The 388-nt window shown below is 43.8% G+C and carries 1 protein-coding gene; it reads right to left on the reverse strand.

The annotated features are described in order from the left end of the window. The coding region (locus A936_RS19285) for a DUF3289 family protein (RefSeq protein WP_008460752.1) at positions 1 to 388 on the reverse strand (388 nt) is incomplete at both ends.

Below are 388 nucleotides of genomic sequence, written 5' to 3' on the forward strand. Positions count from 1 at the left end.
AATTTCAGCGTGATATTTTTCGTTATCAATCGTTAGGGACTTAATTGTGATATGCGTTGCCCAGGTATCATGCACGGTAATCCCCATGCCATTCATCCGATCTCGAAGACGATCGAATTTTGGCAGCCTGCCGTTCATAATAGCATCACTCAGATCCTTTTTTTGTACTGCTGGATAGCATTTTCTATCCCAGTCAATATTAGTATCAAAAACTTCCTTTAGACGGAGCCGCGTACTGTTTTCCTCCGAGCGATCGCTCAATATTTGCTCCTTCAGCGCACTGTTCAGTAATGGATGACAGAAAGACTTCCCGCCACACTTTTGCATGTGCGTGATCATTAGTTCGATCAAAGATGTGTAAGGACCGTCCCACGAAAAAGGACGTGAT

The sequence above is a fragment of the Enterobacter sp. Ag1 genome, assembly GCA_000277545.1.
Classification (GTDB): domain Bacteria; phylum Pseudomonadota; class Gammaproteobacteria; order Enterobacterales; family Enterobacteriaceae; genus Cedecea.